Genomic DNA, 5,078 nt, shown 5'->3' with positions numbered 1-5,078 from the left:
CCGGCGCCGCCCCGGCGCTCGTCCGCCGGATCAGACGCCCGCGCCGAGCGCCGCGAGCGAGAAGCGGCTGCGGTCGAGCTCGTCGTCGTCGGCGCCGACCTGGCGCGGCACACCGAGGCCGTCCTCGGCGAGGTCGGCGAGCACCTGACCGGCCCCCGGAGCCAGCGCGACGCCGTGCAGGCCGGTGCCCAGCGCCAGCACGACGCGGCCCACCCGGTCGAGCACCATCGGTCCGGCGGCACGCTCGGTGACCCACGGTCCGGCACCGTCGACGCCGACGCCGGGCAGGCACTGCGCGACGTACTCCACGAGCTCGGTGGCGACGGCCTCGGCGGCGTCCTCCGCGCCGGCCGCGCCGAGCGGTGCGGGCTCGGTCCGGTGCACGAGCACGACGCCCTGGTCGGTCGGCTCGCCGCGCACCCGCAGCGCGGGGTAGCCGGCGTCGGGCCCGAGATCCCCCCGAGCGGACCGGTGCGCGACGGGGTCGGCACGGTGCACGAACGCGGGCCAGGGTCGACTGCCGGACGGGAGCGCTTCCACCCGGTCGGCGCGCACGCGCGTCTCGCGGACGACGTGCGCCGCGGGGACCTCGACGACGCCGTCGAGGAGCCCGGCGGTCGCCGCGCCCGCGCACACGACGACGACCGAGGCGTCGACGTGGTCGCCGTCGTCGACGTGCACGCGCGCGGCGTCGTCGCGCACCTCGACCCGTCGCACGTCCGCGCCGAGCGCCAGGTCCGCACCGTGCGACACCGCCTGCCGGCGCAGCGCCGCGAGCGTCGCGGCGACGTCGGCCACACCGGCGGCGGGCTGCACGACGGCGCGGTCGTCGAACCGCATGCCCGGCCAGCGCTGCTCCGCCTCCGGACCCGTGAGGTACTCGAACGGCACCGACGTGACCAGCAACGTCTCCACGAGCGGGCGCAGCGCCTCGACGGGGCCGTGCTCGACGCAGCCCGTCGGCTCGACCAGGCGCTCGCCGGCCTCGTGCTCGAGGACGTTCCACCACTGGTGGCTGAGGAGCGCGAGCCGGCAGCGGGCGACGTCCGCGTGGCCCGGCCGGACGACGTCGCGTCCCTGCGCGGGGGGCTCCTGCGCACGGTCGAGCAGCAGCACGCGGTGCCCGCGCCGCGCGAGCACCCAGGCCGTCGCGGAGCCCGTCGCCCCGGCACCGACCACCACGACGTCGTACCGGTCCTGCGTCACGTCGCCCCCTCCCGCGCGTGACACCGTGCCCCGTCGCGGGGCAGATTCTAGGGATTCGTCCCGATTCGCGAACATCGCTGTCCGCGAGGAGAGATCGTCTGACCTGGCGGCCCGTCCGTCGTCGATCCGCCAGGTCGCGGCGGGGAGCGGCGACGACCGAGCGACGGGGCCCCCACCCGGGCGGGCTCGTCGTCCTGCGACCGCCGCGGCGCCGCGTCCTCAGTAGCGCGTGATGCCGCCCGTCGTGCCCGCCTGCTTCTCCAGCCGCGCGATCCGCTCGGACATCGGAGGGTGCGTCGCGAACATCTTCGCGAGCCCCTGGCCCGAGAAGGGGTTGGCGATCATGAGGTGCGAGACGTCGACGAGCTCGCGGTCCTGCGGCAGCGGGCGCGCCCTGGTCCCGGACTCGAGCTTGCGCAGCGCCGACGCGAGCGCGAGCGGGTCGCCGGTCAGGCGGGCGCCGTCCTCGTCGGCGTCGTACTCGCGCGTGCGGCTGATCGCGAGCTGGATCAGGGTCGCCGCGAGCGGAGCGAGGAAGGCCAGCAGCAGTCCCGCGAGCGGGTTGCCGCCGCGGTCGCGGTCCGAGCCGCCGCCGAAGAAGAGCGCGAACTGGGCGAGCGACGTGATGATGCCGGCGACGGCGGCTGCGACGGACGACGTGAGGATGTCGCGGTTGTAGACGTGCATGAGCTCGTGGCCCAGGACGCCGCGCAGCTCGCGCTCGTCGAGCAGGTGCAGGATGCCCTCGGTGCAGCACACGGCCGCGTTCTGGGGGTTGCGGCCCGTCGCGAACGCGTTCGGCGCGGCCGTCGGCGACACGTACAGGCGCGGCATCGGCTGGCGGGCCTGCGTCGAGAGCTCCCGGACGATGCGGTACATCGCCGGCTGCTCGATCTCGCTGACCGGGCGCGCGCGCATCGCGCGGATCGCGATCTTGTCGGAGTTCCAGTAGGAGTACGCGGTCATCACGAGGCCGAGCCCCGCGAAGATCAGCAGGTACTTCGGCGTGCCACCGCCGAGCAGCCACCCGATGCCGAGCAGCACCGCCCACAGGGCCCCGAACAGCGCCGCCGTCTTCAGCCCGTTGAAGTGCTGGTGTCCCATCGTGCGCACCCGTTCCTTCCCGCGTCTCGCACCCGACCAACGCGGGCCGCGACCCGCAGGTTCCCTCGTATTGTGTGCTCCACGTCCCGCCGACGACGCCGACGACGCACCCACCTCCCTCCCGAGCCCCGGAGCCCGTGATGCGCACAGCCCGCTGGACCGCCCTGACCGCCGCCCTCGTCGCCACGCTCGCGGTCGCGGCCTGTGCCCCCGTCGACGACGCGCCGACGGGCGACCCGACGTCCACGGCCGGCGGGCTCGCCACGGTCAAGGACGGCGTCCTCACGATCGCGACGTCCGACCCGGCGTACGAGCCGTGGGTCGTCGACAACGACCCGAGCAACGGCGAGGGCTTCGAGTCGGCCGTCGCGTACGCGGTCGCCGAGCAGCTCGGCTACGACGCCGACCAGGTCGAGTGGACCGTCGCGAGCTTCGACCAGATCATCGCGCCGGGTGCGAAGGACTTCGACTTCGCGGTCAACCAGGTGTCGATCAGCGACGAGCGCAGCAAGAGCCTCGCGTTCTCCTCGCCGTACTACGAGACGACGCAGGCCGTCGTGACGCTCGAGGGCTCCCCCGCTGCCGACGCGACGAGCCTCGCCGACCTCAAGGACGTGCGGATCGGCGCGATGGTCGGCACCACGAGCCTGACGGCCGCGCAGAACACCATCGCGCCGACCACGCCCGTCTCGCCGTTCAACGACAACGACCAGGTCAAGCAGGCCCTCACGTCGGGGCTCGTCGACGCGATCGTCGTGGACCTGCCCACCGCGCTCTACGTCACCGCGGCCGAGCTCGACGGCGGCGTCCTCGTCGGCCAGCTCCCGGGCAGCGCGGGCGGCGACCAGTTCGGCCTCGTGATGGACCTCGACAGCCCGCTGACCGCCGACGTGTCCGCCGCGGTCGACGCGCTGCGCGAGGACGGCACGCTCGCCGAGCTCGAGGCGCAGTGGCTGACCGACGCCGCGGGCGCGCCCGTCCTGAAGTGACGGCCGCGTCGGCGGCCCCGGTCGCCTGGGAGCCGTCTGAGCACCAGCGCGCGCGGGACGCCTACCGGCGCACGCGGGCGCGCCGCTCGACCGCGGTGGCGATCGTCTCGACGGTCGCGCTGACCGCCGTCGCGGTGCTCGGGCTCGTCTCGTCGCCCGGGTGGCCGCGGGTCAAGGCGTCGTTCTTCGACCCGGAGGTCGCGCGCGCGTCGCTGCCGGCGGTGCTCGAGGGCCTGTGGCTCAACATCCGCGTCATGGCCGTGTGCGCGGTCGTGATCGTCGTCGTCGCGCTCGGTCTCGCGCTCGCGCGCACGCTGCGCGGCCCCGTGTTCTTCCCGCTGCGGGCGCTCGCGACGGGCTACGTCGACGTGTTCCGCGGGCTGCCGCTGATCCTCGTGCTGCTGCTCGTCGGGTTCGGCCTGCCGGGCCTGCGGCTCCAGGGCGTCCCGACGTCCGCCGTGGTCCTCGGCGGGCTCGCGCTCGTGCTCACCTACTCCGCGTACGTCGCCGAGGTGTTCCGCGCCGGCATCGAGTCCGTGCACCCGTCGCAGGTCGCCGCCGCCCGGTCGCTGGGGCTCACGCGCGGGCAGGCGATGCGGCACGTCGTGCTGCCCCAGGCGGTCCGGCGCGTCGTGCCGCCGCTGCTCAACGACCTCGTCGCGCTGTCGAAGGACTCGGGCCTCATCTCGATCCTCGGCGCGATCGACGCGGTGCGCGCCGCGCAGATCGAGACCGCGCGCTACGCCAACTTCACGCCGTACGTCGTCGCGGGCGTGCTCTTCGTGCTCCTCACGATCCCGCTCACGCGGTTCACCGACGTGCTCGCCCGCCGGTCCGGCTGGCTCGGTGCGCAGGGTTCGCTCGCGGGCGGCGGGGCGCTGCGGTGACCGCGACGGACGAGGCCCCCCTGCTGCGCGTCCGCGGGCTGCGCAAGTCGTTCGGCGAGCACGTCGTGCTGGACGACCTGTCGCTCGACGTCGAGGCGCACCGCGTCGTCGTCCTCATCGGCGCATCCGGGTCCGGGAAGTCCACGCTGCTGCGGTGCGTCGACCTGCTCGAGGACGTCGACGACGGCGTCATCGAGCTCGAGGGCCAGGACATCACCGACCCGCGGCTCGACGCGAACGCCGTGCGCGCGCGGATCGGCATGGTGTTCCAGTCGTACAACCTGTTCCCGCACCTGCGCGTGCTCGACAACGTCACGCTCGCGCCGCGGCTCGTGCACCGCACGCCGCGGCCGCAGGCCGAGGCCGAGGCGATGGCCGTCCTCGAGCGTGTCGGGCTCGCCGACAAGGCCCGCGCGTTCCCGGACGAGCTGTCGGGCGGGCAGCAGCAGCGGGTCGCGATCGCCCGTGCGCTGCTCGGCAGGCCCGCCGTCATGCTGCTCGACGAGGTCACGAGCGCGCTCGACCCCGAGCTCGTCGGCGAGGTGCTCGACCTGCTCGTCGAGCTCAAGTCGACCGGGCTCACGATGGTCGTCGCGACCCACGAGATGGGGTTCGCGCGCGAGGTCGCCGACGAGGTGTGCTTCCTGCACGCCGGGCGCGTGCACGAGCGCGGGACCGCCGCGCAGGTGCTCGGCGACCCGCATCAGGAGCGGACACGCGAGTTCCTGCGGCGGCTGCACGCCTGACGCCGCCGCGGTCGCGGTGCACGTCGACGACCCGGCGCCCCACGCCGACCGTCCGCGGTCGGGGACGCCGCGTCCGACGGCCGACCGTCGACACGCGCGTGCGCCGTCGGCCCGCGGCGGACCGACACGACGAGGCCCGGCCCCCG

Annotated in this window: 5 protein-coding genes; 3 read left to right on the top strand and 2 right to left on the bottom strand. The window is 74.8% G+C overall.

Translation table 11 applies throughout. From position 1 onward, the window contains the following. Positions 1-30: 30 nt before the first annotated feature. Complete coding sequence (locus CTKZ_RS18020; RefSeq protein WP_160142932.1) at positions 31-1,206, bottom strand: NAD(P)/FAD-dependent oxidoreductase; 1,176 nt, start codon at positions 1,204-1,206, stop codon at positions 31-33. A 219-nt stretch (positions 1,207-1,425) separates the two neighbouring features. Next, positions 1,426-2,310 (bottom strand): zinc metalloprotease HtpX, encoded by an 885-nt coding sequence (gene htpX, locus CTKZ_RS18015; RefSeq protein WP_124344222.1) that lies wholly within the window; start codon positions 2,308-2,310, stop codon positions 1,426-1,428. Between the two features lie 140 nt (positions 2,311-2,450). Here htpX and CTKZ_RS18010 point away from each other — a divergent pair, with 140 nt between their 5' ends. From CTKZ_RS18010 to CTKZ_RS18000, 3 genes are read left to right on the top strand one after another with little or no spacing between them, the layout of a single operon-like run. Beyond that, positions 2,451-3,299, top strand: a complete 849-nt coding sequence (locus CTKZ_RS18010; RefSeq protein ID WP_124344220.1) for an ABC transporter substrate-binding protein — start codon at positions 2,451-2,453, stop codon at positions 3,297-3,299. Next, the gene (locus CTKZ_RS18005; RefSeq protein WP_124344219.1) at positions 3,296-4,186 is read left to right on the top strand and encodes an amino acid ABC transporter permease; all 891 of its coding nucleotides are present in this window, start codon (positions 3,296-3,298) and stop codon (positions 4,184-4,186) included. The genes CTKZ_RS18010 and CTKZ_RS18005 overlap by 4 nt, the downstream gene beginning before the upstream one ends. After that, complete coding sequence (locus CTKZ_RS18000; protein ID WP_124344218.1) at positions 4,183-4,932, top strand: amino acid ABC transporter ATP-binding protein; 750 nt, start codon at positions 4,183-4,185, stop codon at positions 4,930-4,932. The genes CTKZ_RS18005 and CTKZ_RS18000 overlap by 4 nt, the downstream gene beginning before the upstream one ends. Positions 4,933-5,078: the final 146 nt, after the last annotated feature.

The sequence above is a fragment of the Cellulomonas algicola genome, from assembly GCF_003851725.1.
GTDB classification, from domain to species: Bacteria; Actinomycetota; Actinomycetes; order Actinomycetales; family Cellulomonadaceae; genus Cellulomonas; species Cellulomonas algicola.
This window is presented reverse-complemented; position numbering and strand designations above follow the sequence as displayed.